This is a genomic window from Streptosporangium sp. G12 (genome assembly GCF_052983175.1).
The window spans coordinates 121573-146186 of sequence record NZ_JBRIQO010000006.1 but is presented as its reverse complement, the minus strand read 5'-3'; the positions used below and the strand labels follow the sequence as shown (position 1 = coordinate 146186).

Annotated in this window: 26 protein-coding genes; 13 read left to right on the top strand and 13 right to left on the bottom strand. The window is 72.9% G+C overall.

Annotated features, from left to right (window positions below; all coding sequences use genetic code 11):
* The first annotated feature begins 1 nt into the window (after nt 1).
* Entirely contained in the window at nt 2–1519 is a 1518-nt protein-coding gene (locus tag ACVCAG_RS11455) for a precorrin-2 C(20)-methyltransferase (protein WP_440083491.1), read from the top strand.
* 124 nt (nt 1520–1643) lie between these two features.
* Here ACVCAG_RS11455 and ACVCAG_RS11450 read toward each other — a convergent pair whose 3' ends face one another.
* The gene (locus tag ACVCAG_RS11450) at nt 1644–2678 is read right to left on the bottom strand and encodes a helix-turn-helix domain-containing protein (RefSeq protein ID WP_440083310.1); all 1035 of its coding nucleotides are present in this window, start codon (nt 2676–2678) and stop codon (nt 1644–1646) included.
* A gap of 95 nt (nt 2679–2773) precedes the next feature.
* On the opposite strand from ACVCAG_RS11450, the gene ACVCAG_RS11445 reads away from it, so the two are divergent.
* The 3 genes from ACVCAG_RS11445 to ACVCAG_RS11435 all read left to right on the top strand — a co-directional run bounded on the left by ACVCAG_RS11445 (nt 2774) and on the right by ACVCAG_RS11435 (nt 7321).
* A complete protein-coding gene (locus ACVCAG_RS11445; RefSeq protein ID WP_440083309.1) occupies nt 2774–3670 on the top strand; it encodes an alpha/beta hydrolase fold domain-containing protein in 897 nt (298 codons plus the stop codon).
* 106 nt (nt 3671–3776) lie between these two features.
* Nucleotides 3777–5612 carry an ABC transporter ATP-binding protein gene (locus ACVCAG_RS11440; RefSeq protein ID WP_447189813.1) on the top strand — a complete coding sequence of 612 codons (1836 nt, stop codon included), beginning with the start codon at nt 3777–3779 and terminating at the stop codon, nt 5610–5612.
* Nucleotides 5609–7321 (top strand): ABC transporter ATP-binding protein, encoded by a 1713-nt coding sequence (locus ACVCAG_RS11435; RefSeq protein ID WP_447189812.1) that lies wholly within the window; start codon nt 5609–5611, stop codon nt 7319–7321. The genes ACVCAG_RS11440 and ACVCAG_RS11435 overlap by 4 nt, the downstream gene beginning before the upstream one ends.
* Before the next feature lie 121 nt (nt 7322–7442).
* Here the strand turns inward: ACVCAG_RS11435 and ACVCAG_RS11430 are convergent, their stop codons facing one another.
* From ACVCAG_RS11430 to ACVCAG_RS11395, 8 genes are all read right to left on the bottom strand, one after another.
* Complete coding sequence (locus ACVCAG_RS11430) at nt 7443–8477, bottom strand: zinc-dependent alcohol dehydrogenase family protein (protein ID WP_440083306.1); 1035 nt, start codon at nt 8475–8477, stop codon at nt 7443–7445.
* Nucleotides 8462–8698: an MmyB family transcriptional regulator gene (locus ACVCAG_RS11425; RefSeq protein WP_447189835.1), complete on the bottom strand. Its 237-nt coding sequence runs from the start codon at nt 8696–8698 to the stop codon at nt 8462–8464. The genes ACVCAG_RS11430 and ACVCAG_RS11425 overlap by 16 nt, the downstream gene beginning before the upstream one ends.
* On the bottom strand, nt 8688–9461 hold the full coding sequence (locus ACVCAG_RS11420) for a cobalt-precorrin-6A reductase (protein WP_440083305.1): 774 nt from the start codon (nt 9459–9461) through the stop codon (nt 8688–8690). Before ACVCAG_RS11420 ends, ACVCAG_RS11425 begins: the two co-directional genes overlap by 11 nt.
* A gap of 25 nt (nt 9462–9486) precedes the next feature.
* A complete protein-coding gene (gene cobM / locus ACVCAG_RS11415; protein WP_440105004.1) occupies nt 9487–10230 on the bottom strand; it encodes a precorrin-4 C(11)-methyltransferase in 744 nt (247 codons plus the stop codon).
* Nucleotides 10227–11513 carry a precorrin-6y C5,15-methyltransferase (decarboxylating) subunit CbiE gene (cbiE, locus tag ACVCAG_RS11410; RefSeq protein WP_440083303.1) on the bottom strand — a complete coding sequence of 429 codons (1287 nt, stop codon included), beginning with the start codon at nt 11511–11513 and terminating at the stop codon, nt 10227–10229. Before cbiE ends, cobM begins: the two co-directional genes overlap by 4 nt.
* Nucleotides 11506–11895, bottom strand: coding sequence for a TIGR03618 family F420-dependent PPOX class oxidoreductase (locus ACVCAG_RS11405; protein WP_440070865.1), 390 nt, complete (start codon nt 11893–11895; stop codon nt 11506–11508). The genes cbiE and ACVCAG_RS11405 overlap by 8 nt, the downstream gene beginning before the upstream one ends.
* Nucleotides 11896–12074: 179 nt before the next feature.
* Nucleotides 12075–12623 carry a peptide deformylase gene (gene def, locus ACVCAG_RS11400; protein ID WP_440083301.1) on the bottom strand — a complete coding sequence of 183 codons (549 nt, stop codon included), beginning with the start codon at nt 12621–12623 and terminating at the stop codon, nt 12075–12077.
* 3 nt (nt 12624–12626) lie between these two features.
* On the bottom strand, nt 12627–13025 hold the full coding sequence (locus ACVCAG_RS11395; RefSeq protein WP_440083300.1) for a TIGR03618 family F420-dependent PPOX class oxidoreductase: 399 nt from the start codon (nt 13023–13025) through the stop codon (nt 12627–12629).
* A 247-nt stretch (nt 13026–13272) separates the two neighbouring features.
* On the opposite strand from ACVCAG_RS11395, the gene ACVCAG_RS11390 reads away from it, so the two are divergent.
* From ACVCAG_RS11390 to ACVCAG_RS11380, 3 genes are all read left to right on the top strand, one after another.
* Nucleotides 13273–14529, top strand: coding sequence for a cytochrome P450 (locus ACVCAG_RS11390; RefSeq protein ID WP_447189811.1), 1257 nt, complete (start codon nt 13273–13275; stop codon nt 14527–14529).
* A 2-nt stretch (nt 14530–14531) separates the two neighbouring features.
* On the top strand, nt 14532–15005 hold the full coding sequence (locus tag ACVCAG_RS11385) for an arsenate reductase/protein-tyrosine-phosphatase family protein (RefSeq protein WP_440083298.1): 474 nt from the start codon (nt 14532–14534) through the stop codon (nt 15003–15005).
* A gap of 210 nt (nt 15006–15215) precedes the next feature.
* Nucleotides 15216–15824 (top strand): GNAT family N-acetyltransferase, encoded by a 609-nt coding sequence (locus ACVCAG_RS11380; RefSeq protein ID WP_447189810.1) that lies wholly within the window; start codon nt 15216–15218, stop codon nt 15822–15824.
* A gap of 58 nt (nt 15825–15882) precedes the next feature.
* On the opposite strand, the gene lgt is transcribed toward ACVCAG_RS11380, so the two are convergent.
* The gene (lgt, locus tag ACVCAG_RS11375) at nt 15883–16713 is read right to left on the bottom strand and encodes a prolipoprotein diacylglyceryl transferase (protein ID WP_440083296.1); all 831 of its coding nucleotides are present in this window, start codon (nt 16711–16713) and stop codon (nt 15883–15885) included.
* A 112-nt stretch (nt 16714–16825) separates the two neighbouring features.
* On the opposite strand from lgt, the gene ACVCAG_RS11370 reads away from it, so the two are divergent.
* The 5 genes from ACVCAG_RS11370 (at nt 16826) to ACVCAG_RS11350 (ending at nt 21111) form a co-directional block, all read left to right on the top strand.
* Nucleotides 16826–17965 (top strand): histidine kinase, encoded by a 1140-nt coding sequence (locus ACVCAG_RS11370; RefSeq protein ID WP_440083295.1) that lies wholly within the window; start codon nt 16826–16828, stop codon nt 17963–17965.
* A complete protein-coding gene (locus ACVCAG_RS11365; RefSeq protein WP_440083294.1) occupies nt 17962–18594 on the top strand; it encodes a response regulator in 633 nt (210 codons plus the stop codon). Before ACVCAG_RS11370 ends, ACVCAG_RS11365 begins: the two co-directional genes overlap by 4 nt.
* Before the next feature lie 494 nt (nt 18595–19088).
* Nucleotides 19089–19898 (top strand): SRPBCC domain-containing protein, encoded by an 810-nt coding sequence (locus ACVCAG_RS11360; RefSeq protein ID WP_440083293.1) that lies wholly within the window; start codon nt 19089–19091, stop codon nt 19896–19898.
* Between the two features lie 59 nt (nt 19899–19957).
* The gene (locus tag ACVCAG_RS11355) at nt 19958–20644 is read left to right on the top strand and encodes a DUF998 domain-containing protein (protein ID WP_447189809.1); all 687 of its coding nucleotides are present in this window, start codon (nt 19958–19960) and stop codon (nt 20642–20644) included.
* A complete protein-coding gene (locus ACVCAG_RS11350; RefSeq protein WP_440083291.1) occupies nt 20641–21111 on the top strand; it encodes a DUF1801 domain-containing protein in 471 nt (156 codons plus the stop codon). Before ACVCAG_RS11355 ends, ACVCAG_RS11350 begins: the two co-directional genes overlap by 4 nt.
* On the opposite strand, the gene ACVCAG_RS11345 is transcribed toward ACVCAG_RS11350, so the two are convergent.
* Complete coding sequence (locus tag ACVCAG_RS11345) at nt 21101–21598, bottom strand: DUF4158 domain-containing protein (RefSeq protein ID WP_447189808.1); 498 nt, start codon at nt 21596–21598, stop codon at nt 21101–21103. The genes ACVCAG_RS11350 and ACVCAG_RS11345 overlap by 11 nt on opposite strands.
* Before the next feature lie 345 nt (nt 21599–21943).
* Here ACVCAG_RS11345 and ACVCAG_RS11340 point away from each other — a divergent pair, with 345 nt between their 5' ends.
* Nucleotides 21944–22606 carry a class I SAM-dependent methyltransferase gene (locus ACVCAG_RS11340; protein WP_447189807.1) on the top strand — a complete coding sequence of 221 codons (663 nt, stop codon included), beginning with the start codon at nt 21944–21946 and terminating at the stop codon, nt 22604–22606.
* A 122-nt stretch (nt 22607–22728) separates the two neighbouring features.
* Here the strand turns inward: ACVCAG_RS11340 and ACVCAG_RS11335 are convergent, their stop codons facing one another.
* Together ACVCAG_RS11335 and ACVCAG_RS11330 are read right to left on the bottom strand one after the other, a co-directional pair.
* On the bottom strand, nt 22729–23577 hold the full coding sequence (locus ACVCAG_RS11335) for an ABC transporter permease (protein ID WP_447189806.1): 849 nt from the start codon (nt 23575–23577) through the stop codon (nt 22729–22731).
* Nucleotides 23574–24479 (bottom strand): ABC transporter ATP-binding protein, encoded by a 906-nt coding sequence (locus ACVCAG_RS11330; protein ID WP_447189805.1) that lies wholly within the window; start codon nt 24477–24479, stop codon nt 23574–23576. Before ACVCAG_RS11330 ends, ACVCAG_RS11335 begins: the two co-directional genes overlap by 4 nt.
* Between the last annotated feature and the right edge of the window lie 135 nt (nt 24480–24614).

Below are 24614 nucleotides of genomic sequence, written 5' to 3'. Positions count from 1 at the left end.
CGTGACCGGACGGCTGTGGGGCGTGGGGCTCGGACCCGGCGACCCCGAACTGGTGACCGTCAAGGCCGCCCGCCTGATCGGCGAGGCGGATGTGATCGCCTTCCACAGCGCCCGCCACGGCCGGAGCATCGCCCGCTCGGTGGCCGCCCCCTACCTGCGGGAGGGACAGGTCGAGGAGGCGCTCATCTACCCGCTCACCACCGAGACCACCGACCACCCCGGCGGCTACCAGGGGGCGATCGACGACTTCTACGCCGCCTGCGCGGTACGGCTGGCGGCCCATCTGGACGCCGGGCGCGACGTGGTGGTGCTGTGCGAGGGCGACCCGCTCTTCTACGGCTCGTACATGCACATGCACAAGCGCCTGTCGCACCGCTACGTCACCGAGGTCGTGCCGGGCGTGACGTCCGTGAGCGGCGCCTCGGCGGTCCTGGGGCGCCCGCTGGTCGAGCGGGACGAGGTCCTGACCGTGCTGCCGGGAACGCTCCCGGCCGAGGTGCTCGCCGAGCGCCTGGCGGCCACCGACTCGGCGGCCGTGCTGAAGCTCGGCCGTACCTTCACCAAGGTCCGCGACGCGCTGGCCCAGGCCGGGCGTCTCGACGAGGCCTGGTACGTCGAGCGCGCCACCACCGGGCAGCAGCGCCTCGCCCCCCTCGCCGAGGTCGACCCGGGCAGCGTCCCGTACTTCTCGCTGGCGCTGATCCCGAGCCCCGTCAACGCGGCGAGCCCCGCGCCCGCCACCGGAACCGGGAGCGCGGGCGAGGTGAGGGCGCGCGGCGAGGTGGTCGTGGTGGGGCTCGGCCCCGCCGGGCGGCCGTGGCTGACGCCGGAGGCGCAGGAGGCGCTGGCCGGGGTCGACGAGCTCGTCGGGTACGGCCCCTACCTGGACCGCGTCCCGCCCAACCCGCGCCAGCGCCGCCACCCCACCGACAACCGGGTCGAGGCCGAACGGGCCGCGCACGCGCTGGAGCTGGCCGCGGCCGGATCGAGGGTGGCCGTGGTGTCCTCGGGCGACCCCGGGGTGTTCGCGATGGCCAGCGCGGTGCTGGAGGTGGCGTGCGAACCGAGGTTCGCGGACGTGCCGGTACGGGTGCTGCCCGGCCTGACCGCGGCGCACGCGGTGGCGAGCAGGGCCGGTGCGCCCCTCGGCCACGACTACTGCGTGCTGTCGCTGTCGGACCTGCTCAAGCCCTGGGAGGTGGTCGCCGAACGGATCAGCGCCGCCGCGAAGGCCGACCTCGTCCTGGCGATATACAACCCGGCGTCGAAGAGCCGTACCTGGCAGGTGGCCGCCGCGCGGGACCTGCTGCTGGAGCACCGGGCGCCGGAGACCCCCGTGGTCGTCGGCCGCGACGTCGGCGGGCCCCGGGAGAGCATGACCGTCACCACTCTCGGCGACCTGGACCCCGACGCGATCGACATGCGCTGCCTGCTGCTGGTGGGCTCGTCCACCACGCGGGTGGCCGAGCGGGGTGACGGCGGCCGGGTGGTGTTCACCCCCCGCCGCTACCCCGCCTGACGCGCCGGGCCGGAGGCGGCGTGGCCTCCGGCGGACCGATCCGGCACGGCGCGGCCCCACCCGGCGCGCCCCGCGCACGGCGGGCCACCGCCGGCGGTGCCCGGGACGGCGAGGCGGCTCCTCCTCAGTCGTCGAGGAGCCGCCACACGGTGAGGGCGAGCCTGGCCCGTATCAGCCCGGTGGGCTCGGTGAGCTCGACGCCCAGGGTCTTCCCGATCTGTTCGAGGCGGCGGGAGACGCTGCTGTGGTGCAGGTGGAGAAGGTCCGCGGCCCGGCGCAGGGAGCCGGTGGCGCAGTAGGCGTCCAGGGTGTCCAGGTCCTCCGGGGTGCCGGCCATCCGGGCGATCGCGGCCACGTCGGCGTTGTCTCGCGCGGTGTCCTGGGGGACCTGCGCGAGCAGCGCCAGCACGCCCAGGTCGTCGTGGTGGACGACCGGCCGGCGCGGGGTGGTGAAGCGGAGGGCGGTGCGGGCCTCCCGCCAGGAGCGGTCGGGGCTCTCCGCGGCGCCGATGCCCGCCTGTACGCCTGCCGGGAAGCGGGCCGGGTCCAGGGTGGTGGCCAGGATGACGCCCACGTCGGCGACCGGTGCCGCCTTCACCGGGCGGGCCGGGCAGATCAGGCCGCCGACCTGGTCGAGCGGACGCCGCGACCGTACGGCGATGACGCGGATCGGCAGGTCGGCGGCGAAGCCCAGCAGTCGCAGGGCCCGGGCCCTGGCCGCCTCGTCGCTGCCGGAACTGATCACCAGTTCGACGAGCGCGGGATCGGCCATGGTGGTGCGAGCAGGGCCGTACCTCTCGACGACCGCCGTGGCGGCGATGGCGAGCCGGTCCAGCAGCAGCTCGTCGAGCGGGCCGGGCGGGCCCGGGCGTTCCAGCCACACCGTGCCGATCTCCTCCCCGTCGAGGAGGATCGGCATCGTGGTGGACGAGGGTGGCGCCGTGGCGGACGCCTCACCGCCGTCGGGCGACATGCGGATCGCCCGCCCGGTGCCGTGCAGCCGCACCCCGGCCACGCACTCGGCCAGGCCCGCCGAGGCCCGCGCGAGCGCCGGAAGGTCGACCCGTCGGCGCATCAGCGTGTCGTAGAACATCACGACGCGGAGCGCGCCCCCGGCCTCCGAGTCCAACCGCGACAGCCGTGCGGCCAATGCCTCCATGCCCGAAGGATATGCGGCGATCGTCGCGCGCCGGGGATGGAATGCCCGACGAGTGGCGGATGATGTCCGGGGCACCGACTGCGAGCATCGTGGTCATGGATCCCGAACTGGAAGCATTCATCCCGCTCATCCCGAAGGCAGACCTGACCGACCCGGTCACCGAACGCAAGAACTTCGCCGAGCTGGCCACCGCGATACCGGCACCCGCCGTCGCGGACATGGAGATCGAGGACCGTACGGTGCCCGCCGACCCGGAGGTGACGGTGCGGATCTATCGCCCGCACCGGGCGCGGGGCGCCGTCATCTGGATGCACGGCGGTGGATTCGTCATGGGTGACGTGGACACCGAGCACCCGTGGGCCACCCGGCTCGCGGACGCCTCCGGCGTGGTGGTGATCTCGGTGGGCTACCGCCTCGCCCCCGAGCATCCGTTCCCCGCCGCCCTGGACGACACCTACGCCGTGCTGACCTGGGCGGCCGAGCACGCGGCCGAGCTCGGCATCGACCCGGAGCTGATCGCGGTCGGGGGTCACAGCGCCGGCGCGGGGCTCGCGGCCGGGGTGGCGTTGCGGGCGCGTGACCAGCGAGGGCCGCGGATCCGCTTCCAGCTGCTCAACCAGCCGGGGCTCGACGACCGGCAGGAGACGTGGTCGGCGCGGCACTTCACCGACACGCCCTGGATGAACCGCGACACGGTCACCGCGGCCTGGCGGCACTATCTGGGCTCCGCGCCCGCATCGCCCTACGCCACCCCGGCGCGGGCCACCGATCTGTCCGGCCTGCCACCCGCCTACATCGCCACCGCGGAGCTCTGTCCGAACCGCGACGAGGACATCGACTACGCGCTGCGCCTGCTGAAGGCGGGCGTGTCGGTCGAGCTGCACCAGTGGCCCGGCACCTTCCACGGGTCGCACGCGATCCTGTCCGCCGAGGTGTCGCAACGGCAGATCGCCGAACTCGCCGCGGCCCTGCGCCGCGCCCTGGCCGGGTGAGGCCGGCGCGGACGACCCGGCCGGCCACCGCCGGCCCGGTCACGTGCTCGGTCACGTGCTCGGTCACGTGCTCGGTCACGACGAGACCGACGAGGAGGGGAGAGCGATGAACGCCACCGCCGTCGCCGAGGCGAGGGAGCGGTCCGCACCACCACCGGAGGCCGATCCCGCGGCCGGGCAGAGCCTGGCGAGGCTGCTGCGCCCTTACCGCTGGGGTTTCGCCGCCGTCGTCATCCTGCAGGTCATCGGCGCTGTCGCGGGTCTGGCGCCGCTGCTGGCGGTCGTCGAGCTGGGCCGTGCCCTGTTGTCGCCAGGCCCGATCGATCACGGTCATGTCCGGCTCGTCGTGATCGCGGGTGCGATCGGCTTCTTCGTCCGGCTGCTGTTCACGGCCGCGTCATCCGGCATCGGGCACGTCCTCGACGACCACGTGCAACTGTCGTTCCGCCGGCGACTGGCCATGCGGCTGGGGCGCGTACCGATCGGCTGGCTCTCCCGGCGCCGGACCGGCGAGCTGGCGAAGGTGGTGGGGCGGGACGTGAGTGCCATGCATCCGCTCATCGCCCACGCCCCCGGCGAGCTCGTCTCCGCGTTCGTGGTGCCGCTGGTGTCACTGGTCTACCTGCTCACCGTCGACTGGCGGCTCACGCTGATCACGCTGATCCCGGTGGCGCTGGCGGTGGCGCTGGTCCCGCTGATGATGACCCCGGCCCGGCTGCGCGAGCAGAAGGCGTTCGACGCCGCCATGGAACGGATCGCGAGCTCCGTCGTCGAGTTCGTCCAGGGCATCTCGGTGATCAAGGCGTTCGGCGGGGGCGAGCGCGCACACCGTGAATTCCGCGCGGCCGCGGACGATTTCGCCCGCGTCTTCCACCGGATGGTGCGCGGTCTCTCCGCGCTCGGTGCGGGGATGCAGGTGGCACTGTCGCCGCCGTTCGTGCTGCTGGTCGTGCTGACCGGCGGTACGGCTCTGATCACCACCGGTTCCATGGCCCCGGCGGACCTGCTTCCCTTCCTGCTGCTGGGACTGGGCCTCACCGCTCCGGTGGCGGCTCTCGGCCACGGTTTCGACGACCTGCAGGCCGCCCGGCGCGCGGCCGGCCGGATCCGGGACGTGCTCGCGGTGCGGTCGCTGCCCGAGCCCGCGCACCCGGTCGCGCCACGGGGACACCGGGTGGAACTGCGTGACGTCCGGTTCGGTTACGAAACCGGCCACGAGGTGCTGCGCGGGATCGACCTGGTGCTCGAACCGGGGACGGTCACCGCGATCGTGGGACCGTCGGGAAGCGGGAAGTCCACGCTGGTCCAGCTGCTGCCCCGGTTCTTCGACCCGACCCACGGTTCGGTCGTCCTGGGCGGTGTCGATCTGCGCGAGCTCGGCGGGGAGCTCCACCGGATGGTCTCCTTCGTCTTCCAGGACGTTCGGCTGCTGCGCGCGTCGGTCGCGGACAACATCGCGCTGGCCGTGCCGCGGGCCGGCCGCGACGACGTGGTGCGCGCCGCCCGGCTGGCGAACATTCATGATCGGATTCTCGCGCTGCCGCGCGGATACGAGTCGGTGATCGGTGAGGACGTCACGCTGTCGGGTGGCGAGGCGCAGCGGATCTCGATCGCACGCGCGCTGCTCGCCGACACGCCCGTCCTGGTGCTCGACGAGGCGACCGCCTTCGCCGACCCGCGGACCGAACAGGCGGTGCGCGACGCCCTGGTGACGCCGGCGGGCGAGCGGACGATCCTGGTCATCGCCCACCGTCTGGAGACGGTCGCCGGCGCCGACACCGTCGTGGTCCTGGAGAACGGGGTGATCGTCGAACGCGGCAGGCCAGCCGACCTACTGGCACAGAACGGAAAGTTCGCCGCGTTCTGGCAATCCCACCCGTCCGCGAGCGCCGGCGAGACCGAAACCCGCCGTGGCATACCGCAAGGAGACCAGCCTCGATGATTCGAATGCTGCTGCGCGTGCTGGGGCACCGGTACGCCCGCCCGGTACGTCGCACCGTGGCCCTGATGACGACGACCGCGATAGCCGAGGGCCTGTCCTACGCGCTGCTGGTTCCCGTGCTGCGGGCCCTGTTCGGGGGCACGCCCGGGGACGCCCGGCCCTGGCTGATCGCGTTCGGGGCCGCGGTCGCGACCTACGCGGCACTGCGCTACTACAGCGATTTATCCGGTTTCCGCGTCGGGACCACGATGTTGCGCGGCATGTACCACCGGCTCGGCGATCACCTGGCCCGCCTGCCCATCGGCTGGTACGGCGCCGGCCGGGTCGGCGAGCTGTCCGTCCTGGCCGGCCGCGGCGTCCTGCAGGCGATGAGCGCGATCGCGCATCTGCTGGCACCGTCCATCTCCGCCGCCGTGACCCCCCTGACGATCATTGTCGTGATGCTCGCCTTCAACTGGCAGATGGGGCTGGCCGCGCTGGCCGCCGCCCCGATCGTGGCGGCGATCCAGATCTGGACGGCACGGTCGACGGCCGCCACCGATGCCGAGCGCGCGGAACGCGACCACGAGGCCACCGGGCGGGTCATCGAATACCTCCAGGCCCAGCCGGTGCTGCGAGCCGGCGGCCGGAGCGCCGAACGCTTCCGGTTGCTCGACGACTCGCTGCGAGAGGTCCAGCGCGCGTCCCGCCGTACCGTGCTGGCGACGCTGCCCGGCGCCGTGGGCTTGACGCTCACCGTGCAGGCGGTGTTCACCGTCCTGCTGGTCCTGGGCGCCTACCTCGCGCTCGGCGGGAGCATCGGCGCGGCGGAGGTGCTGGCCGTCCTGGTGCTCGCCGCCCGCTGCGCCGATCCGCTGCTGTCGCTGGCCGACATCGGTGGCCAGCTGCGCGGCGCACGTTCCGAGCTGGCCAGACTCGACGCGGTGTTGCGCACCGAGCCCCTGCCGGAACCGCGCGAGCCGATCCAGCCGCGACGACATGACCTGGAGTTCGACTCCGTCACCTTCCGGCACGGCGGCCACACGGTGATCGACGGGGTGTCGCTGTCCGTACCGCAGGGACAGCGGCTCGCCGTCGTCGGGCCGTCGGGCGCGGGCAAGAGCACCCTGCTGCAGTTGCTCGCGCGTTTCCACGACGTGGACAGGGGCGCGGTGCGCGTGGGGGGTGTGGACGTGCGCGCGATCGACACCGAGGTGTTGATGGCGCGGATCGCCATCGTCTTCCAGGACGTCTATCTCTTCGACGGCACGATCGAGGAGAACGTGCGTCTCGGCCGTCCCGACGCCGGCGAGGCCGAGGTACGGGAGGCGGCGACCGCGGCGCGGCTGGACGAGGTGATCGAGCGGCTGCCCGGCGGGTGGGCGGCGAACGTCGGCGAGGGCGGCGCACTGCTGTCGGGCGGTGAACGCCAGCGTGTCTCGATCGCGCGGGCGCTGCTGAAGAACGCGCCCATCGTGCTGCTGGACGAGGTCACCTCAGCCCTGGACCCGGTCAACGAGACGGCCGTCCACGAAGGCATCGAGCGCCTGATGGCGGGCCGGACGGTGGTGATGGTGGCGCATCGGATGCGGACCGTCCGGCGCGCCGATCGCGTCGTCTTCCTGGACGGTGGCCGGATCGTGGAGGAGGGCGGCCACGACGACCTGCTGCGCCGCGGCGGCCGCTATGCCGACTTCTGGGAGATCTCCATGACATCGGGAACGCCCTGAGTCCGGAGCGGGACGGGGTGCCGGTGAGACTCACGCCGGCGGACGGGCTCGGCGTCGTCGCCGCCGACGGTGTCGGGTTCGTCGCCGGTCCGGGCGGCCGTCACGGACGCCTCCTTCCTGATCAGGGCTGGATGAGGACCTTCAGCGCGGTGCGGTCGTTCATCGCGCGGTAACCGTCGGGCACCTGCTCCAGGGCGACGGTGCGGTCGAACACGCGGCCGGGCTCCAGGGCGCCGTCCAGGATCTCGGGCAGCAGTTCCTCGATGTAGGCGCGGGCCGGCGCGACACCGCCGGTCAGGGTGAGGTTGCGCATGAACTCACCGAAGCCCATCGGCACCTTCTCGTACTGGGGAGCACCCACCCGGCTGACCGTGCCGCCGTCGCGGACCACGGCGAACGCCGTCGCCATGGCCCGCTCGGTGCCGACGCACTCCAGCACCGTGTGGGTGCCGTCGCCGCCGGTCGACTCCCGTACCCGCTCGACGCCCTCCTGGTCGCGTTCGGCGACGATGTCGGTGGCGCCGAAGTCGCGCCCCAGCTCGGTGCGATCCTTGTGGCCGCCCATCAGGATGATCCGCTCGGCGCCGAGCCGGCGGGCCGACAGCACCGCCATCAGCCCGACCGCGCCGTCGCCGATGACCGTCACCGACGTGCCCGGGCCGACCCCGGCGGTGACCGCGCAGTGGTGGCCGGTGGGCAGGACGTCCGACAGGGTGAGCAGGGACGGCAGCAGCGCGCTGTCCTCGCCGACGGGCAGCTTGACCAGGGTTCCCTGGGCCTGCGGGACGCGGACCGCCTCGCCCTGGCCGCCGTCCACGCCGTCGGCGGCCCACTGGCCGCCGTGCCGGCAGGAGGTCTGCAGGCCCTCACGGCAGAAGTCACAGGTGTTGTCCGACCAGACGAACGGCGCCACCACGACGTCGCCGCGCCGCAGCCCCGGCACGTCCGCGCCGACGTCCTCCACGACGCCCAGGAACTCGTGCCCGATGCGCTCGCCCCGCTCGGTGGCCGGCCGGGACTTGTACGGCCACAGGTCGCTGCCGCAGACGCACGAGCGCAGCACGCGTACCAGGGCGTCGGTGGGCTCCCGCAGCACCGGGTCGGGCACGTCCTCCACGCGCACGTCACCGGCACCGTAGATCAAAGTTGCTCGCATGAGAGGGCCTTCCGTCGTTGTCGGTCGTCGGCGGACCTACCCACGGCCGGTCGAGGCCGGTTGAACGGCGTCCCACGTCCGGGTCCGCTGTCGGCAAATCCGCCCTGCGGGGTCACCCGGCGGGCGGGCAGCCGCTTCCGGCCGGTGCGGTGGAACTGCACGTCGTGGGAGGCCCAGCGCTGCCGGAAGACCTCGCTCCGCGTCGAGAGCTCACCGACCAGCTCGACCAGGGCCGCCGGCCGCGGTCTCCAGCCAGGCGAGCGCGGCCTCGACGGTCCCCACCGAGGTCACCCCCTCGGGCGAGGGCGGGCGGCGCACGATCACGACCGGCAGGCCCAGCTCGCGGGCGGCGAGCAGCTTCGCGGTGGTCATCTCGCCACCGCTGTCCTTGGTGACCAGCACCTCCACCCGGTGCTCGCGCATCAGGGCCAGCTCGCCGTCCACCGTGAACGGTCCCCGGCTGAGCAGCACCTCCAGGCGCCGCGGGACGACCGGTCCCGGCATGTCCACCGAGCGGGCCAGGAACCACTGGCCGTCGAGGCCGGCGAAGACCGGCAGGCTGCGGCGTCCCGTGGTGAGGAACACCCGCTCCCCCAGCGAGGGCAGCAGCTCGGCGGCGGCCTCCAGGGAGGGCACCCAGCGCCAGTCGTCGCCGGGAGCCTCCCGCCAGCCGGGACGCCGCAGGATCAGCAGCGGCAGGCCCGTCCGGCGCGCCGCCTCGACCGCCGAGGCGGTCATCCTGGCCGCGAACGGGTGCGTGGCGTCCACGACGACGTGGACGCCGTGCTCCGCCAGCCACGCCGCGAGCCCGCCGGGGCCGCCGAAACCGCCCTCGCGCACCTCCCCCACCGGCAGCCTCGGGTCGCGGACCCGGCCCGCCAGCGAGGACACCACGCGCGTCCCCGCGCGCCCGGCGAGCGCGGCGGCCAGCCGCCTGGCCTCGTCGGTGCCGCCCAGGATCAGCACGTTCAGCGTGTTCGGCACGCCGTCACCTCGGAACACGGGCTGCTCAGTCACGGCAGCGGGCGGCCGAGTACAGGTGGCTGTCGGGAAACTCCGAGGCGGTCAGCACGCGGCCCACGACGATCACCGCGGTACGGAGGATCCCCGCGTCGCGGACCTGTCCGGCGATGTCGGCCAGGGTGCCGCGCAGGATCACCTCGTCGTCGCGGCTGGCCCTCGCCACCACGGCCACCGGGCAGTCGGCGCCGTAGTTGGGGACGAGCTCCGCCGCGACGGCCTCGATACGCTGCACCGCCAGGTGCAGGACCATCGTGGCCCGGCTGCGGCCGAGCGTGCCGAGGTCCTCGCCCTCGGGCATGGGGGTGGCGCGCACCGAGGTGCGGGTCAGCACGACCGTCTGCCCCACCCCCGGCACGGTGAGCTCGCGCCGCAGCGACGCCGCGGCGGCGGCGAAGGCGGGCACGCCCGGGATCACCTCGTACGGCACCCCCTCGGCGTCCAGCCTGCGCATCTGCTCGGCCATCGCGCTGAACACCGACGGGTCGCCGGAGTGCAGCCTGGCCACGTCGTGCCCGGCCCCGTGGGCGGCGACCATCTCCGCGACGATCTCCTCCAGGGCCATCCTGGCGGTGTCGACCAGCCGCGCGCCCGGCGGGCACGACTCCAGCAGCTCGGCCGGGACCAGCGACCCGGCGTACAGGCACACCGGCGCGGACGCGATCGCCCGCTGGCCCCGCACGGTCACGAGGTCCGCGGCGCCCGGCCCGGCCCCGACGAAACGTACCGTCATCGTTTCTCCTCCGGGACGGGCGGCTTGACCGCGGTCCAGATCGTGACGGGCATCATGGGCCGCCAGCCGGTGAACCCGCCGACCGGGGCGGCCCTGCTGACCGCGAGCCGGACCATGCCGCCGCCGAGCCTGCCGTGCCAGTGGGCCAGGACCGCCTCGGACTCGACGGTCACCGCGTTGGCCACCAGCCTGCCGCCCGGCCGCAGCGCCTCCCAGCACGTCTCCACCATCCCGGGAACGGTCACCCCGCCGCCGACGAAGACGGCGTCGGGCGGCTCCAGCCCGGCGAGCGCGGCGGGCGCGGCGCCGGTCACCACGCCGAGGCCGGGAACGCCCAGCGCCGCGGCGTTGCGGGCGACCGCGGCCGCCCTGCCCGGGTGGGACTCCACCGCGACGGCCCGGTTGTCCGGGTGCGCGCGCATCCACTCGATGCCGATGCTGCCCGCCCCCGCGCCCACGTCCCACAGCAGCTGCCCGGGGACGGGCGCCAGCCGGGACAGGGTGACCGCGCGCACCTCGCTCTTGGTGAGCTGGCCGTCGTGCTCGAACGCCTCGTCGGGCAGGCCGGGCAGCCGGGGCAGCGGAACGGTCCCGGCGTCGGCGCGGCACTCCACGGCGACGACGTTGAGGTCGTGGGTGGCGGGCAGCGACCAGGTGGCGGCCGTACCGGAGACCGCGCGCTCCCCTGCGCCGCCGAGCCGTTCCAGGACCGTCATCGGGCTCGCGCCGTAGCCTCGGGCGGCGAGCAGCCCGGCGACCCGGGCCGGGGTGCGGCCGTCGGCGCTGAGGACCAGCACGCGGCGGCCGTCGTGGACGACCGGGTGCAGCACCTCGGCGGGGCGCGCCACGAGGCTGACCACCTCGACGCGGTCGGCCGCCCACCCGAGCCTGGCGCAGGCCAGCGAGACCGACGACGGGTGCGGCAGGACCCGGACCCGGTCCGCGCCGAGCAGCCGCACCAGGGTCGTGCCGATGCCGTGGAACATGGGGTCGCCGCTGGCCAGCACGCACACCCTGCGTCCCCGGTGGGAGGCGATCAGCGCGGGCAGGGCCGGCAGCAGCGGCGAGGGCCAGACGACACGCTCGGCGCCGGGTTCGGCGCCGGTTTCCGGGACGAGGCCCAGCTGCCGGGCGCCGCCCATCAGGACCTCGGCGGCGCGCAGCTCACGCCGCGCCGCCTCGGAGAGACCGGCCCAGCCGTCGTCCCCGATCCCGACGACGGTGACGACGGGATCGAAGGCGCCGACGGCGGAGGCGACGCCGGGGGCGGCGGGGTCAGACATTGCCCAGCACCCGGGTGATGCGGATCTCGACCACGACGCGGGCGGGGTTCTCCCGCGGCGCGCGGTAGCGCTCGGCGTAGCGGCGCTCGGCGTCGGCGACCGACCCGGGGTCGGTACGGATCACCGCGCGCCCCTCCAGGGTCGACCAGCGGCGCCCGTCCACCTGGCAGACCGCGACGGCCGCGCCCTCGTCCCCCGCCGCGAGCACGTGGCGGACCTTGTGCGAGCCACCCGAGGTGATCACCCTGGCGATCCCCGCCTCGGCGTCCAGCGTCACCCCCACCGGGATGACGTGCGGCGTGCCGTCGGCGCGCACGGTGGTCATCGTGCACAGGTGACGCTCCCGCCAGAACGCGCGGAGTTCCTCCCCGAGATCCTTCAACAGCCGACCCTTCCCCGATACCGTTTGCCGGGCGACATGGTAGCCCCGGGCCGCGCCCGCCACCGGACCCGGCCGCCGGTCAGGCCCCGCGGTCGCCCCTGCCGGACCGGACCGAGGCCGGGCGGCGCCGCTCCGGTCGGAGCGGCGCCGCCCGGCCCGTCGCCCTCGGCCGGTGCCGGTCAGCCGTCCACGACGGGCCGGTCGCGCTCCTCCTCGTAGGCCCGCAGGACCTCCTCACGCCGCTCCGCCGGGAGCCGGTCGATGTAGAGGCGGCCGTCGAGGTGGTCCGTCTCGTGCTGCAGGCACCGGGCCAGCAACCCGGTGCCCTCGACCGTCAGGGGCGCGCCGGTGACGTCGAAGCCGTGCACGACCGCCCGGTCGGGCCTGGCGAGCGACGCCCGCTGTCCCGGCACCGAAAGGCACCCCTCGTCGTAGTCCGCCAGGGTGCGCTCGGCGGCCTCGGGCAGCACCAGGACCGGGTTGACCACGACGCCCTTGCGGTACTCCTCGGTGTCGTCCGGGCAGTCGTAGACGAACACGCGCAGGGGCACCCCGATCTGGTTGGCCGCGAGCCCCACGCCGTCGGCGGCGTACATGCCGGCGAACATGTCGTGCACCAGCGTGGCCAGGTTCTCGTCGAAACGGGTGACCGGCTCGCAGGACCGGTGCAGCACCGGGTCGCCGACGTGACGGATGGGCGCGGGCCGGCCCTCTCCACTCGCCTCCACCGCTCAGCCTCCCGGGTTGAAGATGACGTCGTCGGGCGTGACCCTCACGGTGATGCGCCGCTCATCCGGGGTCCGGAAGGGATAGGACTCCGCCCCGATGTACTTCTTCGCCAGGTGGTCGATCACCTCGTCCGCGCCCTCCAGCTCCAGCCGGGCCGTACCCGAGACGCTGACCAGGCGGTAGGCGTCCTTGGGGTCGAGGACGCTCACCGACACGCGCGGGTCCTCGCGCAGGTGGCGTTCCTTGGCCCGGCCGACGGCCGTGTTGAAGATGACGTCGTCCCCGTCGACGTCGACCCACACGACGGTGCTGTGCAACGAGCCGTCCGGCCTGACGGTGGTCGCCCAGGCGTGGATGGGCTGCCTGAGCAGTTCCTTGGCGTCTTCACTGAGCTTTCCCACGGGGACCTCCACGTTATGGACGATGCCTATGGAGTCATCGAACATCACGCACGCGTGATCGCTTCCATCGCCCCCGGAAAACCGCGGGAGGCTCGCGAAACCGGGCGCGTCCGATCCGGACCGGTCCAGGGCGGACCGGAGTGGGGCGGAGCCACGCACGACTCCGGTCGATTACCCGACGTTGACTCTGTATTACTCTGCGTGTTACCACTTGACCCGGCATTCCGGTGACGACCTAAGGGGATCGATGTCGTTTCTCGACCGGTACGAGTCGGCGGCGGAGGACCGGCGGCCCGCCCTGGTGGTCTCCTGGATCCGCACCGAGTGGCGAGAGTTCTTCGCCGAGCTGCGGGAGCGGCGGCCGATCATGCACACGCCGCTGCTCACCCTGGTGACCCGTTTTCCCGACGTCGTCGAGGTGCTGTCGCACGAGCGCGTCTTCACCGTCCGGCTCTACGCCCCGCGCGTGGACCCGTTCCTGGGCGGCGGCTTCATGCTGTCGCAGGACGACACGCCGCTGCACTGGGCGGAGCGAGGCCTCATGCAGAGCGTGCTGCCCGTCCAGGACGTGCCCCGGGTCCGCCGCATGGCCGCCGCCTTCGCCGACGAGGCACTGGAGCGCGCCCGGCCCCGCGGGCGGGCCGAGGCGGTCGCGGAGCTCGCCCGCCACGTCCAGCTGCGCGTCTGCCGCGAATACTTCGGGCTCGCGGGCATTGGGCTCGACGAGATGTCCTCGTGGTCGCGGGCGGCCCAGAGCGACATCTTCAAGAACCTGCACGGCGACCCCGCGGTCCACGCCGCCTCGCTGGACGCCGGCGCCCGGCTCCGCGACCGCCTCCACGACCTCATCGACGACCGGCGGGCCCGCCTCGACTGCGGCGGGACCGTCCCCGACGACGTGCTGACCCGCCTGCTGCGCGGCCGGCCGCCGGAGGAGATCGCCTTCGGCGACCGGCGCGTGCTGGCCAACATGGCCGGCCTGCTCGTCGGGTCGGTGGAGAACACCGCGCAGGCCGTGGCCGGAGCGGTAGGGGAGCTCCTGTCGCGGGACGACGCGCGGAGGGCGGCCGTCGCCGCGGCGGCGGAGCCGGATCCGGCGCGCTTCGACGCCCACGTCTGGGAGGCCCTGCGGTTCGCCCCGCCCAACCGGATGATCTTCCGCCTGTGCGAGACCGACCACATGCTGGCGGCGGGCACCCCGCGCGCGACGCTCGTCCCGGCGGGCACGCTGGTCTTCGCCTGCGTCGCCTCGGCGATGTTCGACGCGGACGCCGTGCCGGAGCCCGACGCCTTCCGCGCCGACCGGCCCTCCCACACCGGCCTGCACTTCGGCCACGGCCCGCACCTCTGCCTGGGACGGCACCTGGGCGCCGCGATCGTCCCCGAGGTGGTGCGGCGCCTCCTGCTGCGTCCCGGGACGTGCCCGCTTCCCCGGGCCGGGGGCGAGACCCCCGCCCCGCCCCTCACCCGGCCGGCGCACCCCAGGCAGGCGGCATCCTGGTAGGCATGAGCTATCGCATATGCGTGGTGTGCATGGGCAACATCTGCCGCTCCCCCATGGCCGAGGTCGTGCTGAGGAAGACCCTCGACGACCACGGTCTCGGTGACCTCGTCACGGTCGACAGCGCGGGCACCGGCGGCTGGCACCAGGGCGGCCCGATGGACGCGCGGGCCGCCGAGACGCTCTCCGAGCACGGCTACGACGGTTCGGAGCACCGGGCCCGGCAGTTCCTGCGCCACTGGTACGACCGGGTCGACCTGGTGCTGGCCATGGACGCCCACAACCTCGGCGCCCTGCGCCGCCTCGCCCCCGACGGAGCGGACGTGCGCCTGTTCCGCTCCTTCGACCCCGCCGCGCCCGAGGGCGCCGAGGTGCCCGACCCCTACTACGGCGAGCGCGAGGGCTTCGCCGAGGTGCTGGAGATGGTCGAGGCCGCCTCCAAGGGCCTGGCCGAGCACCTGGCGGCCACCCTCAGGTGAGATCTCCCGCCGGACCCGCCCCGTGCCCGGCCGGTGCCGCCGCGACCGATGAGGGGGCGGCTTTCCCCCGATGGCATTTCATCCGCGCCACCGCCTTTACAATGTAGATCAAAATCTGGTCTCCGGGGTGCGCGATGCCGATAATGCGAATGACCGCCCCGGGGAAGATCGGAACAATCAGGAGGTATGCGCCACTGGCCTCTGTTGAACATGCGATTGATCACTCCCCGGCTCGAACTGCGGATCCCCTCGCTGGACGATCTCGACGAACTGGCCGACCGCGCCCTGGAGGGTGTCCACGACCCCGATCTGATGCCGTTCGGCGTCCCTTGGACCGACGCTCCCGCAGACGAACTACCCGGGGATATCATCCGGTTTCATCTCGGCGTCATCTCGCGGTGGCGGCCGGAGCGCTGGTGCTGCAACTTCGCCGTCGTTCACAGGGGACGCGTGGTCGGCATTCAGGACATGTCCGCCTCCGACTTCCCGGTCACCCGTGAGGTACACACCGGCTCGTGGCTGGGCCGCGCCCATCAGGGCGACGGGCTCGGCACCGAGATGCGTGCCGCCGCGCTGCACCTGGCCTTCGCCGGGCTCGGCGCACAGACGGCGGTGTCCGGCGCCTTCCTGGACAACCCGGCTTCGCTGGCCGTCTCCGGCAAGCTCGGCTACCGGCCGGACGGCCTGTCGGTGCACCAGGTGCGCGGTCAGCGGGCCGTTCAGCAGCGCCTGCGCCTCGATCGGGACGGCTTCACCGGTCCGGTCCCGGTGGAGATTCACGGCCTGCAGCCATGCCTGCCGCACTTCGGTCTGCGTTGACCACCTACCCGTCGGGAAACGGTGCGTCGCCGTTGTCGTGCCGATCGACCTCGTCCCGTCACGCGTGTCCATGGGGAAGCTCGCCACCCGGTCGATCCGCCGGAGCGACCTTTCGCGTGACGGTGAGGTAGGTGACCGCAGCCGTGAAGACGAGCAGGGCGGTCCAGTCGTTGAGGCGCAGACCGAGGATGTGGTGGGTGGGGTCGATGCGGAGCCACTCGATCCAGGCGCGACCGGCGGTGTAGGCGGCGACGTAGAGCGCGAACGTCCGGCCACGGTCGAGCCGGAACCGCCGTTCGGCCCAGATGACGAACCCGGCCACGCCCAGGTTCCACAGCGACTCGTAGAGGAAGGTCGGATGGTAGGTGGCGATGGATTCCATACCGGGTGGCCGATGGGCGGGGTCGATCTCCAGCGCCCAGGGCAGGGTCGTCGGCCTGCCGTACAGCTCCTGGTTGAACCAGTTGCCCCAGCGGGCGATCGCCTGCCCGAGCGCGATCCCGGGCGCGACGGCGTCGGCGAAGTCGCGCAGCGCGACGCCGCTCCGGCGGCAGGCCAGCCACGCGCCCACCGCGCCGCCCGCGACGGCGCCCCAGATGCTGATCCCGCCCTCCCAGATCGCGAACGCGCGCAGCGGGTCGTCGCCGGGGCCGAAGTACTGCTGCCAGTCGGTGGCCACGTGGTAGAGCCGGGCACCGACCAGGCCGAACGGCACGGCCCAGGTGGCGATGTCCCCGACCGCGCCGGGCTCGCCGCCGCGGGCGACCCAGCGGCGCCGGGTCACCCAGATGCCGACGAGGACGGCGAGCAGCATCAGCAAGGAGTAGGCGCGGATCGGGAGCGGGCCGAGGTGCCAGACGGCTTGGGTCGGGCTCGGGATGGCGGTCACGCCGTCGAGTCTGGTCCCGGTACGGCGGCGCCCGCATCGAGCGGAACACCGATTACGTGATCGGTCGACTGGTTGATGCCGAACGGACGGGTGGTTGATTATCGTCGGCGGTGTGGAGTCCTGGGAGCGGTCGCAGCGCCGGTGGCAGCACGCCTTCTTCGCCTCATGGCTGGTGCTGACCTCGGCCGGCCCCCTGAAGGAGGCGGGCCAGGTGCTCCCGGTCGTGCTGGTGGCCGGGCTGGCCGCCTGGTACGCGGTGTGGTTCGTGCTGCGCACGCCGCCCTCCGACGGCGTGCCCGTGCCGTACACGCTCGGCGGCGGGTTGCTCTGGCTGGGGCTGTTCGCCATCGATTCCTCCTTCCTGGTGGTCGTGCTGAGCGTGCTCGTGCCGTACTGCATGGACGCCGTGCGGGTCGGGCTGGTCGCGGTGGTGTCGTGTGCCGGGGGCTGGCTGTGGCATCGTTTCCACGCGACCGGGACGATCACCTGGACCGAGATCGTCATCGCCGCGCTGATCGCGATCAGCGCGGCCACCGCGGTCGGGTACTTCGGCGCGGTGTCCCGGCAGAGCGCCGAGCGCAAGCGGCTCCTCGACCGGCTGCAGGTCGCGCAGGAGGCGCGGGCGGCGGCCGAACGGCAGGCGGGCGTGGCGGCCGAGCGGCAGCGGCTGGCCCGCGACATCCACGACAGCCTGACCCAGGGGTTCGCCAGCGTGGCGATGTTGCTGGAGGCGGCCCAGGCGACCCTGCCGGACAACAAGCACCTGAGCCAGGCGCTGCGGGCGGCACGGGAGAATCTGGCCGAGAGCCGCCGGGTGGTGAGAGCGCTGCGTCCCGGCCGACTCGACGAGTGCGGCCTGCCGGAGGCCCTGCGGTGGCTGTCCGGCCGGCTGTCGGACGAGACCGGCATCCACGCGCACACCGTGATCACCGGCAAGCTCCGGCCGCTCGAGGCCCAGGTTCAGGCGGAGTTGCTGCGCGTGGCGCAGGAGGCGGTCGCCAACGTTCGCCGCCATGCCCGCGCCGAGCAGGTCACGCTGACCCTGTCGTACATGGAGGACCTGGTCGTGCTCGACGTCCACGACGATGGCGACGGTTTCGATCCCGGACGGGCCGTCTTCGGGCACGGCCTTTCGATCATGCGGGAGAGGATGGAGCAGCTCGGCGGCACGCTGCTCGTGGAAAGTGCCCCGGGTGCGGGTGCCACGGTGGCGGCCAGCCTTCCAGTGATGACGCTGAGCGGGGCGCGATGACCGTCCGGGTCCTGATCGCCGACGACCACCCGGTGGTCCGCGACGGCATCCGGGCGATGCTGGGCACCCAGGACGATCTGGAGGTGGTCGGCGAAGCGGTCTCCGGCGCGGACGCGGTGCGGCTGGCGCGCGACCTGCGGCCCGACGTCACCCTGATGGACCTGCAGCTGCCCGAGATCGACGGCGCGACGGCGATCGCCCGGATCCGCGAACACGACCCGGGCGCCAAGGTGATCGTCTTGACCACCTACGACACCGATGGCGACATCTCACGCGCCATCGACGCGGGAGCCACCGGCTACCTGCTCAAGGACACCGGCCGTGAGCAGCTGTTCGACGCGATCCGGGCGGCGGCGCGAGGGGAGAGCGCCCTGTCGCCGGCGATCGCGACCCGAGTGTTGTCGTGGGCGCGGGCCGATGCCCCCGATGCGCTCAGCGGCCGGGAGGTCGAGGTCCTCGGCGCGGTCGCCCAGGGGATGAGCAACAAGGCCATCGCCGCCCACCTGTGCATCAGCGAGGCCACGGTCAAGACCCACCTGCTGCACATCTTCGCCAAGCTCGGCGTGGACGACCGCACCGCCGCGGTGACGGTCGCCGCCTCCCGCGGCATCATCCGGCTGGGCGGTTAGCCGCTTCGGCTGAGCTCAGCGGTGAGCCGGCCGCGCATCCGTGCGGATGCGGGCCGGCGCCTCCGGCCGAGATCGCTCCGAGTCACCGGATCATCGGGAGTGGGGGTCCCGGTAGCAATGAAGAAATTTCCAACGAGGTAACGTCTGACCTGCGCAAATGGAGGACGTGAGATTGAGGTCTCGGTTCAATTACGAAGATGAGGCGCGCGGGCAACCCGACTGCCACCGCGCACGGCCGAGTCGATTCGCCTGCGGTAGTCCCCGCGTTCGGCTGTTCTCCATGCGTTGACGGGCCGGGCCCGTCAGGTCGCGCTCTGCTGGTCGTGGTCGCGCAGCATGCGCATGACCGTCGCGGCCGAGGGTGACGGCCCCTTTTCGCGCCGCTGGTGATGACGAGCCGGGCGGCGATGTCTCGCAGGTCTTACCCAAAGCTCACGAGGAACCGCACACCCTGCCTGTTGACATGTGACTAAATGGTCACATATTTTGGCGGGGTGAGCGACGATGACCTTGTTTTTAAGGCGCTCGCCGATCCGACCCGCCGCTTCCTGCTCGACCTGCTGTTCGCCCGCGACGGGCGGACGCTGGGCGCGATGGAAGCCGAGGTGGAGATGACCAGGTTCGGCGTCGCCAAGCATCTGCGGATGCTGGAGGACGCCGGACTGGTGATCACACGCCGATCGGGCCGAGAGAAGCTGCACTTCCTCAACCCCGTGCCGATCCGGTTGATCCACGACCGGTGGATCGACAAGTACACCGAGCGCTCGGCGGCCGCCCTCGCCGACCTTAAGAAGGAACTGGAGCGACAAGCCATGTCATCCGTGACCGACACCGCCGACAGTGCGGTCATCCAGGTCTACCAGGTCTACATCAAGGCAACCCCGCAGGCCATCTGGGACGCCATCACCAAGCCCGAGTGGACGGTGAAGTTCGGCTACCAGTCGCCCGTCGACTACGACCTGCGTCCCGGCGGCGCCTTCCGCGCCAGGGCCAGCGAGGCCATGAAGCAGCACGGCGCTCCCGACGTCGTGATCGACGGCGAGGTCGTCGAGGCCGACCCGCCTCGCAAGCTGGTGCAGACCTGGCGGGCGCTGTTCATGGGAGAGGACTTCACCCGCCTCACATACGAGATCGAGCAGGACGGAACGGGCGTGTGCAAGCTGACCGTCACCCATGACGTCACCGGCGCGCCGCAGACCGCGGCCCAGGGCGCAGGCCAGATCCCCGAGGCCGGCGGCGGCTGGAACCAGATCCTCAGCGACCTGAAGACCCTGCTGGAAACCGGCCGGCCTCTCTATCACTGACCCACCCCCGGGCCTGCGCCCGCACGGCGCGGGCCCGGCCGTTCACAGGAGCTCACCCCATGTCTTCCGACGCCTCCGTCTCCCGGCGCATGGCCGGGACGGCCGCCCCGGCCCGTGCCCTTCTCGCCTGCGGCGTGCTCGCCGGCCCGCTATTCGTCCTGCTGATCGTGGGCCAGGCGATGACCCGCGACGGATTCGACGCCCGCCGTCATCCCCTCAGCATGCTCAGCCTGGGCGAACACGGCTGGATCCAGACCGCCAACTTCCTGGTCTGCGGGCTGCTGATCCTGGCCTCCGTCATCGGCCTGCGCCGCGTGCTCGAACCCAGGACCTTGGGCCGCGCCTGGGGTACCGGACTGCTGGCCGTGTACGGCACCAGCCTGATCTGGGCCGGCCTCTTCCCCACCGATCCGGCCTACGCCTTCCCGCCGGGAACCCCTGCCGGCGCCCCCGCCCAGGCGAGCTGGCATGGCATGCTGCACAACATCGCCCCCGTCGGGATGGGGCTCGCGCTGAGCGTGGCCTGCCTGGTGTTCGCCCGCCGATTCGCGCGCGAGGGCCGACGCGGCTGGACGGTCTACAGCGTCCTGGCCCCCGCCGCGTACCTCGTCCTGGGGTTCGCCGCCTTTCCCGCCCAGGACTACCGGCTGATGCTCGCCGGCGGCGCCGTCATCTGGACCTGGGCCTCCGCCCTGTGCCTCAGCTCGATGACCGCACGCCCCGTTGCCGAAAGGAGAAGCTCATGAGCGAGTCGGCCATCGACGAGTACGTCGCCACCCGGGTCGCGCCCGTCCACCGGCCCACCGTGGCCGCCCTGCGCGAGCTGATGAGACAGCACGCGCCCGAGGCCCGGGAGGTGATCGCGTACGGCTCGCCCGCCTGGCGGGGCAAGAAGATTCTGGCCGTCATCAGCGCCGGCAAGACCCACATCACGTTCGCCTTCGACCGCGGCGCCGAGTTCGCCGACGCCCACGGGCTGCTCGAAGGCGTCGGGAAGACAACCCGGCACGTCAAGATCAAAAAGCCGGAGGACATCGACCGCGACGCCTTGGGTGGCTACATCCGCCAGGCCGCCGAACTCGACCGGCAACAGGGCCGGCCCCAGCTGCCGCCGGAGCCAGTGGCAAGCGCGGTCGCGGGGCCGGGACCGGGAAACCGGCCTGGAGCCGGCCAGGCACCACGCCCGCCCGGATCACCGATCGTCACAGGATGAGCGCACCGGGCCGGAGCACCTTGGCCGCCATCAGGTACTCGCGCGCCAGGTTGAACAGCAGCGTCGGCGAGTCGTGCTCCATCGCCCGGTCCAGTAGGAACTGCTCCAACTCCTTCATCGCCTGGCTGCCGGCCGGGGCGGTCTTCCACTCCAGGTACTTGGCGACCTGGCCCAGGTGGTCGGAGCGGGTCTGCTCCCTCTTGCCGTACAGCTTCAGCGCCTTCGGGCCCACCCCCAGCCGCTCGGACAGGCGAGCCACCGCCGCTGGTGGGGCCGAGGCCACATCGTCGGGTACGAACCCGAACCAGGGCAGCGCACAGAGCCGGACCAGCATGCCCAGCCGATCGACCGGGCCCCGCCCACCGGGGCTCACGAACGCCAGATCAGCCGCCGTCGGCGTGAAGTACCGGATCAACTCATCACTCGTGATCTCCGGGAACGAACGCAGCTGCTCCAGATGCTCCTCGGAGAACATCCTCTCGGACAACGCACCACCTCTACCTGCCGTACCGGACGAAACCGGACGAAACCGGACGAAACCGGACGAAACCGGACGAAACCGGAACGAACGTAGCGGCAGTGATCACCAACCCGTCAAACACAACCGTTACTGCAGGTCAGGCCGCACTTCGTTGGAAATTTCTTCGTTGCTACCGGGACCCCGAGTGAGCCGGAGCCATCGTCTCCGCGCGCGACACGGATGTCCGGCCCGCCGCAAGGTGAGTTCGAACGGTGCGGCGCTCACTGCCATCTGTCGTCGCGCGCGGAGACGGTGCCGGTGGACACCCGGGATTGTCGTCAGTGAACCGCGGTCCTGATGTTTGATTGAATCATGACCGCGCGATATGACGGCCAGGCCGAGTGGTACGACGACTACATCGGGCCCGGCGCCGCCGCCAACGTCGCCCACATAGCCGATCTCCTGGGCCCCGGTGAAGGCCTGTGCCTGGACGTCGGCTGCGGCACCGGCCTCTACCTCGACGCCATCCGATCCACCGGCCGGACCGTCGTCGGCCTCGACCACTCGGCCGACCAGTTGCGTCTCGCCCGCCGCAGGGACGGCGCCCCGCTCCTCCAGGGTGACGCGACGACGCTCCCGTTCGCCGCGGACACCTTTGGCACCGTCACCGCCCTCTGGGTCTCCACCGACATCGACGACTTCGCCGGGCTGATCAAAGAGGCGGCCCGGGTGCTGCTTCCGGGCGGGCTGCTGCTGTTCTACGGGGTACACCCCTGTTTCAACGGTCCGCACATCGAGCTCCGTACCGACGGAGCGGTGGTCATTCACCCCACCTACCGGCTCAGGGGCCGGCACAAGCGCTCGCCGTGGTGGCGCGAAGGCGGGGTCCGAGACCGGGTCGGAATGAGCCACGTGCCGCTGCCCGACCTGGTCAACGCGTTCGTCGACGCGGGACTGAGCATCGATCGGCTCTTCGAGCCACGCGAGCACGCCGTCCCATCGGTGCTGGCGGTAAGGGCGTTCCACCGGCACTGAGCCGACCGCCCCCAGCGGGTGCGCCGGTGTCCCCCATCGCGACCCGCGGCGCCGGCGGCAGCGGTCCGCCGTACGCGAGAGACCCGGGATCTCCCTCGGGGCCCACCACCACGCGTCGCCGGTCACCGGACGTCCCTGCGGGTGAGCGCGACGGCCGCCGCGCCGAGGGCCGCGACGACGTACAGGGCCATCACCGCCAGCGCCGCCGCCGGGGACAGTCCGATCCCGGCGGGCGCGTCGCCGAGCCCGACCGCCAGGGGCGGCTCGCCCGCGGCCTGCCGGGTCAGGTCCTCCAGCAGCACCGAGCCGACCCTGGCGTTCCACGGGTCGGGCAGCGCGGTCGCGAACCTCGGCAGGACGTACAGGTACGCGACGACGCCGGTGATCGCCCCGGCGGTGGAGCGCAGCACGGCGCCCGCGCCGAGTCCGACCATGGCGAGCACCACCACCGACAGCCCGGTGGCGAACATCCCGGGGAACTCCTCCCACAGCGGCGTCGCGAAGCCCGGGATCGGGCGGTCACCGATGATCAGCCGGCCGGCGGCGAACGTCACCAGCACGCTCCCCTGCCCCACGGCGAACGCGACGGCGGCCACGACCGCCGCCCTGGCCGCCAGCACCGCCGCGCGCTGCGGCACCGCCGTGAAGGTGGTGCGGGCCATGCCGGTGGCGTGCTCGGAGGTGAACGCGAGGACCCCGAGCACGGCCATGCAGATCTGCACCGGCAGCAGCAGGAGCTGCTCGGGCCGCGCGGCGCGCAGGGTGGCCCGCCGTTCGGGAGGCATGCCGTCCCACAGACCGCCCACGTAGAGGGTGAACACCACCATGAGCACGACGGAGGCGGCGACGGCGGCCAGCACGTACCAGGTGGAGCGGACGGTGCGCAGCTTCAGCCACTCGGCGGCCAGCACGTCCGCCGCCAGCCGGCTCCCCGTCACCTCGCCCCGCGGGAGACGCGGGAGGCCGGTCATCGCCCGCCCGCCAGGTACTCGGCGCTGTCGCCGGTCAGCTCCATGTACGCCTCCTCCAGCGAGGCGCCGCGCGGGGTGACCTCGTGCACGGCGAGGCCGGCGGCCACGGCCAGGTCCCCGATCCGCGCGATGTCCAGCCCCCTGACGACCAGTCCCCCGCCCGGTTCCGTCCCGACCGTCGCGCCGGCGGCCTCCAGCACGCCGGTGAGCTCGGCGGCGCGCGGGGAGCGCACCAGCACACCCCGGTCGCGGCGGGCGGCCAGGTCCCCGACCGTGGTCTCGGCGACCAGCCGGCCGCGCCCGATGATCACGAGGCGGTCGGCGGTGAGTTCCATCTCGCTCATCAGGTGGCTGGAGAGCAGCACGGTGCGTCCCTCGGCGGCCAGCGAGCGCATCAGGTGGCGGATCCACCGCACGCCCTGCGGGTCGAGCCCGTTGACCGGCTCGTCGAACATCAGCACGCCCGGGTCGCCCAGCAGGGCCGCCGCGATCCCCAGCCGCTGCCGCATGCCGAGCGAGAGGTCACCGGCCCGCCTGCGGGCCACCCCCGCCAGGCCCACCCGCTCCAGGACGACGGCCACCCGCGAGGCCCCGATCCCGTTGCTCCGCGCCAGGCAGCGCAGGTGGTCGTAGGCGCTGCGCCCGCCGTGCACCGCGTTCGCGTCGAGCAGCGCGCCGACCTCGTGCAGGGGGTGCCGCATCGTCGCGTAGCGGCGCCCGTTGACGAGCGCCTGCCCGGAGGTGGGGGCGTCCAGGCCGAGCAGCACCCGCATCGTGGTCGACTTCCCCGCGCCGTTGGGGCCGAGGAACCCGGTGACCAGGCCCGGCCCCACCTGGAACGACAGGCCGTCCACCGCGACGGTCGCGCCGTGGCGTTTGGTCAACTCCCTGACTTCGATCATGCCGTCGAGGCTCTCGCGGGGCAGGCCCCGGGCGCGTCGGGCCAGGGCGGGCACTTCGCGGTCGACCCCTGGTCCGACGGCGGCGCCCGCGGCACGGGAGGGTCGGTCCCGGGGATGACGTCCCGTGGGAGGAGG

What these genes read in the sequence shown, in the direction of transcription:
- ACVCAG_RS11330 (WP_447189805.1), bottom strand. Translation starts at nt 24,479, where the DNA reads ATGATCGAAGTCAGGGAGTTGACCAAACGCCACGGCGCGACCGTCGCG.
- ACVCAG_RS11435 (WP_447189812.1), top strand. Translation starts at nt 5,609, where the DNA reads ATGATTCGAATGCTGCTGCGCGTGCTGGGGCACCGGTACGCCCGCCCG.
- cbiE (WP_440083303.1), bottom strand. Translation starts at nt 11,513, where the DNA reads ATGTCTGACCCCGCCGCCCCCGGCGTCGCCTCCGCCGTCGGCGCCTTC.
- ACVCAG_RS11340 (WP_447189807.1), top strand. Translation starts at nt 21,944, where the DNA reads ATGACCGCGCGATATGACGGCCAGGCCGAGTGGTACGACGACTACATC.
- ACVCAG_RS11355 (WP_447189809.1), top strand. Translation starts at nt 19,958, where the DNA reads ATGTCTTCCGACGCCTCCGTCTCCCGGCGCATGGCCGGGACGGCCGCC.
- ACVCAG_RS11450 (WP_440083310.1), bottom strand. Translation starts at nt 2,678, where the DNA reads ATGGAGGCATTGGCCGCACGGCTGTCGCGGTTGGACTCGGAGGCCGGG.
- ACVCAG_RS11430 (WP_440083306.1), bottom strand. Translation starts at nt 8,477, where the DNA reads ATGCGAGCAACTTTGATCTACGGTGCCGGTGACGTGCGCGTGGAGGAC.
- ACVCAG_RS11380 (WP_447189810.1), top strand. Translation starts at nt 15,216, where the DNA reads ATGCGATTGATCACTCCCCGGCTCGAACTGCGGATCCCCTCGCTGGAC.
- ACVCAG_RS11440 (WP_447189813.1), top strand. Translation starts at nt 3,777, where the DNA reads ATGAACGCCACCGCCGTCGCCGAGGCGAGGGAGCGGTCCGCACCACCA.
- ACVCAG_RS11445 (WP_440083309.1), top strand. Translation starts at nt 2,774, where the DNA reads ATGGATCCCGAACTGGAAGCATTCATCCCGCTCATCCCGAAGGCAGAC.
- ACVCAG_RS11390 (WP_447189811.1), top strand. Translation starts at nt 13,273, where the DNA reads ATGTCGTTTCTCGACCGGTACGAGTCGGCGGCGGAGGACCGGCGGCCC.
- cobM (WP_440105004.1), bottom strand. Translation starts at nt 10,230, where the DNA reads ATGACGGTACGTTTCGTCGGGGCCGGGCCGGGCGCCGCGGACCTCGTG.
- ACVCAG_RS11335 (WP_447189806.1), bottom strand. Translation starts at nt 23,577, where the DNA reads ATGACCGGCCTCCCGCGTCTCCCGCGGGGCGAGGTGACGGGGAGCCGG.
- ACVCAG_RS11385 (WP_440083298.1), top strand. Translation starts at nt 14,532, where the DNA reads ATGAGCTATCGCATATGCGTGGTGTGCATGGGCAACATCTGCCGCTCC.
- ACVCAG_RS11365 (WP_440083294.1), top strand. Translation starts at nt 17,962, where the DNA reads ATGACCGTCCGGGTCCTGATCGCCGACGACCACCCGGTGGTCCGCGAC.
- ACVCAG_RS11350 (WP_440083291.1), top strand. Translation starts at nt 20,641, where the DNA reads ATGAGCGAGTCGGCCATCGACGAGTACGTCGCCACCCGGGTCGCGCCC.